Annotated in this window: 4 protein-coding genes; 2 read left to right on the top strand and 2 right to left on the bottom strand. The window is 72.6% G+C overall.

Features of this window, described 5'->3' with window-relative positions; genetic code table 11:
* Positions 1-249: 249 nt before the first annotated feature.
* On the top strand, positions 250-1,146 hold the full coding sequence (locus ACWGIU_RS31015; protein WP_453711389.1) for an oxygenase MpaB family protein: 897 nt from the start codon (positions 250-252) through the stop codon (positions 1,144-1,146).
* A 140-nt stretch (positions 1,147-1,286) separates the two neighbouring features.
* Here the strand turns inward: ACWGIU_RS31015 and ACWGIU_RS31020 are convergent, their stop codons facing one another.
* Both ACWGIU_RS31020 and ACWGIU_RS31025 read right to left on the bottom strand, forming a co-directional pair.
* The gene (locus ACWGIU_RS31020) at positions 1,287-2,834 is read right to left on the bottom strand and encodes a M1 family metallopeptidase (protein WP_453711391.1); all 1,548 of its coding nucleotides are present in this window, start codon (positions 2,832-2,834) and stop codon (positions 1,287-1,289) included.
* A gap of 133 nt (positions 2,835-2,967) precedes the next feature.
* Complete coding sequence (locus ACWGIU_RS31025; protein ID WP_453711393.1) at positions 2,968-3,144, bottom strand: hypothetical protein; 177 nt, start codon at positions 3,142-3,144, stop codon at positions 2,968-2,970.
* 200 nt (positions 3,145-3,344) lie between these two features.
* Between ACWGIU_RS31025 and ACWGIU_RS31030 the strand changes: the two genes are divergently transcribed.
* Positions 3,345-4,208, top strand: a complete 864-nt coding sequence (locus tag ACWGIU_RS31030; protein ID WP_453711395.1) for an SCO6745 family protein — start codon at positions 3,345-3,347, stop codon at positions 4,206-4,208.
* Positions 4,209-4,274 lie beyond the last annotated feature (66 nt).

Consider the following 4,274-nt stretch of genomic DNA (forward strand, 5'->3'; position numbering starts at 1 on the left):
GCGGCGGCGGTCTCCGCGGCCGTGGCGGCAGGCGCGGTGGTGGCGGCCAGCGCGCCTGCGGCGACCGCGGCGACGGCCGTGGCGGCGGCGCGGCGCGAGCGGGGCGTGGAAAGCAGCATGAAGGTCTCCGTCATTCCTGCGGGGGATGATCGACGCCGTCATACAAGCAGCAGCAGTTACCTCTGGGTAACACCCGTGCAGAGACTTTCTGTCCGTGAGACGGCCGTCCGGTGCTCGCATACTTGTCATATGAGGAAGACGGACTCCGCACCCCCCGCCGGACCTGCGGCCGCACGCCGCAACGACCCCGCGCCGCCCCCGCCGGGCGGGGTGCTGTGGACGATCGCCGGCGACGTCCGTGCCCTGTTGATGCTGCCCGCCGCCTTCACCATGCAGGTGGCGCACCCGGCGATCGCGGCCGGCGTCGACCAGTACTCCGTCTTCCGCACCGATCCCTGGGGTCGCGGCGAGCGGTCCCTGCGCTCGGTCCAGCTCTGGGTGTACGGCGGGGAGGAAGCCGCCGAAGAGGGCCGCCGGGTCCGCCGCCTGCACAAGGACATCCAGGGCACCGACACCCGCGGTCGCCGCTACCACTCCCTCGACCCCGCCTGCTACTCCTGGGTGCACGCCACCGGCTTCCCGGTCTACCTCTACGCCGGGCGCTACCTGCTGCGCCGCTTCACCCCCGCCCAGGAGCGGCAGCTCTACCGGGAGTGGCTCCAGGTGGGCCGGATCCTGGGCCTGCGGGACCGGGACATGCCGCAGAGCGTCGAGGAGTACTGGACGTACTGGGGCCGGATGCTCGCCGAGGAGATCGAGTCCACGGCGGTCGCCCGCGAGCTGGTCGCCACCGATGTGCGACTGCCCCCGCCGGAGGCCGGCCCGCCCGCCGTCCGCCTGCTGCTGCGGCTGACCTGGCCGGTGCTGCGGGCGGCGTTCCTGCGCCTGCGGGCCTTCGTCAGCGTCGGCTACATGCCGCCGGAGGCCCGCGCGGCGATCGGGCTGGAGTGGAGCCCGGCCCAGGAGCGCAGGCTCCGGCGGTTCAGCACGGCCGTACGGCTCCTCGTACCGCTGCTGCCGGAGCGCCTGCGCTACCTGCCGATCGCCTACCGGGCGCGGGCCGCGTGGCGTGCCGGAGACCACTGACGGGCGCGGGCCGCGGGGTGTGCCGGAGGCACTGACGGATGCGGGGCGTGCCGTAGACCACTGACGGACGCGCGACGCACGGGCCCCCGCCGGATGCGGGAGCCCGTGTGCGGGGTGCGGGGCGCGGGGCCCGCGCCGACTCAGTGCCGGTGGCCGGGCCCGGAGCCGTGCTCGGTGTCGTGGATCGTGTCGGTCTCCGAGATCTTCTTCCAGGACTTGGGCTCCGCAGCCGGCTTCGCCGGGGCGGACTGCTGCGGCGAGCGGGCCGCGGGCCTGTCCGCCGAAGGGTTCAGTGCCGAAGCCGCCGGCTTGCCCGGGGTGTACAGCCAGGTCTCGAAGAGCTGCGCGAGGGGCTTCTTCGAGACCTTCTCCGCGTACCGGACGAAGTCACCGACCTTGGCGTTGCCGTAGGCCCGCTCGGTCGGCCACCCCTTGAGGATCTCGAAGAACTTCTCGTCGCCGATCTCGTTCCGCAGCGCCTGCAGGGCGATGGCGCCACGGTCGTAGACGGCCCCGTGGAACTGGTTGTCCGGACCCGGGTCACCCGGCTTGACCTGCCAGAAGGCGTCCTCGGCCGGGCGCAGGCCGTAGGCCCAGTCGGCGAGCTCCTGCGCCGTGCCCTCGCCCTCCTTCTCCGACCACAGCCACTGGCTGTAGCGGGCGAAGCCCTCGTTGATCCAGATGTCCTTCCAGCCGTCGACGGACACGCTGTCGCCGTACCACTGGTGGGCGAGCTCGTGCACCACCACCGAGACGTTCGCACCGTTGGAGAACTGGCGGGGGCTGTAGAACGGCCGCGTCTGGGTCTCCAGGGCGAACCCGGAGGGCACGTTCGGCACGTAGCCGCCCAGCGCGTTGAAGGGGTACGGCCCGAAGACTCCCTCCAGCCACTCGGCGACCTCGCCGGTCCGCTCCACGCTCGCGCGCGCCGCGCCCGCGTTGTCGCCGAGGTCCTTGCTGTACGCGTTGAGGACCGGCAGCCCGCTCGCCGTCCTGTCGGTGGTGATGTCGAACTTGCCGACGGCGAGGGTGGCCAGGTAGGTGGCCTGCGGCTTGTTGGAACGCCAGTTGTACCGGGTCCAGCCGAGCCGCGAGGTCTGGGACTGCAGCACGCCGTTGCTGATCGCCTGGGTACCGTCGGGCACGTTGACGGAGATGTCGAAGGTGGCCTTGTCCAGCGGGTGGTCGTTGCTCGGGAACCACCAGACCGCCGAGTCGGGCTCCTGCGCCGCGACCCCGCCGTCGGGCGTGCGCTGCCAGGCCGTCCAGCCGTCCACCTTCAACTCGGAGGGCTTTCCGGCGTACTTGACGACGACGGACAGCGGGCTGTTGCGCGCCAACGGCTTCGCCGGGGTGACCTCCAGCTCGTGGGAGCCGGACGTGGCGAACTTCGCCTTGACCCCGTTGACCCGGATCTCGCTGACCTGGAGGCCGAAGTCCAGGTTGAAGCGGGACAGGTCCTGCTGGGCGGTGGCCAGCAGGGTGGCCGTGCCTTCCAGCAGGTCCGTCTTCGGCTGGTACCGCAGGCGCAGGTCGTAGTGCGACACGTCGTATCCGCCGTTGCCGCTGGCCGGGTAGTAGGGATCGCCGATACCCGGGGCGCCCGAACCCGAACCCGCCGCCGACGCCGGGATCACCAGCAGGAGGGACGCGGCGAGCACGCTCGGGGCGATGACTTTGCGGTGCACGAATGACTCCAAGTGGTAGGGGAGACAGATCGGTTCACAGAGTGGTCCAAGGCCTTGTCGCTCGACCGTATTCACCCTTGACCGCTCAGGTCATGTCCATGGCCCCTGCTGTCACACGATCGCCATTCGGCCGTCACGGGCCGACCGCAGTCGCGGCGGCGGAGGCGAGGGCGCCGAGCGTCGGGAAGCCCCCGCCGCCGACCCGGCGCTGCCGTTCCAGGCCCTGTGGCCTGCGGCGCAGCCAGTGGCTCAACGCCCCGCCGGTGCGGACGCGGCCGATGCCGGGGAGCGCGCCGAACCTGCGGAACACGAGACCCCGGTGCCCCGCCCCCACGCCCGGATCGGCCGAAAAGGGGCCGGGACGCACCGGCGGCGGGTTCCCCCGAGTCACCGTCCGCCCGTCCCCGGCACACCGGACCGCGCGCCACGATGAGGACGGGCCGGGGGCGAGAGTCGTGCCACCGGACCCGGCTCTACCCGGCATACCGAGCAGTCGGTAACCTGCCGGGCATGACGCTTCCCCTGCTCGCCGCCCGTCGCTGTTGGCATGCTGCGATCAACCCGCTGCACGCGACGATCTACTTCTCGCCGGATCTCGCCAAGGAGCTCGCGGCCCTCGGAGTCACGGACCCGGTCGCCGTCAACCTCGCGAGCCGGTCCGCCGCGATGGGCGCCGTCGGCCCCGGCACCGTGACCGCCACCTTCTACAACTACCGCCACGATCTGCTCGCCCGGCACCTGCCGGCCGTGTGGGACACCGCCACGCCCGAGCAGGTCCTCGCCGCCCGGCTGCGGGCCGCCGACCGCACCCTGCGCCGGCTGCTCGGCACCGAGACCGTGGAGTCGCCGGAGCTGGCCGAGGCCGCCGGTCTGGCCATGCTCGCCACCGAGGGCTGCACCCGGCACGCCCGCACGCTCTACGCGGCCCACGCCGACCTCCCCGTACCCGAGGCCCCGCACCTGCGCCTGTGGCACGCCACCACCCTGCTGCGCGAGCACCGCGGCGACGGCCACCTCGCCGCCCTGCTCCTCGCCGGACTGGATCCGGTGGAGGCCCTGGTCAGCCACACCGCCACCGGCCGCGGCATGACCGCGAAGTGGATCAAGTCCATCCGAGGCTGGGAGCAGCCCGACCTGGACGCCGCGACCGAGCGGCTGCGCGAGCGCGGCATCCTCGACGCGGACGGCGAGCTCACCGAGGAGGGCAAGGCCGTGCGCGAGCGCCTTGAGGCGGACACCGACCGCCTCGACGCGGCCCCGTACGAGCACCTGGGCGAGGAGGGACTGGCCCGCCTCACCGAACTCGGCAGCGGGTTCGTCACGAAGGCCATCGGCGCCGGGGCCTTCCCGCGCGACCTCTTCGGCCGGGCCTGACCGAGGGCAACGGGCAGGGTTCCCGCCGTCCGTCACCGCCACCTGCCACAATTGGCAGCCTTCCAG

This window comes from Streptomyces sp. NPDC054840 (assembly GCF_053611065.1).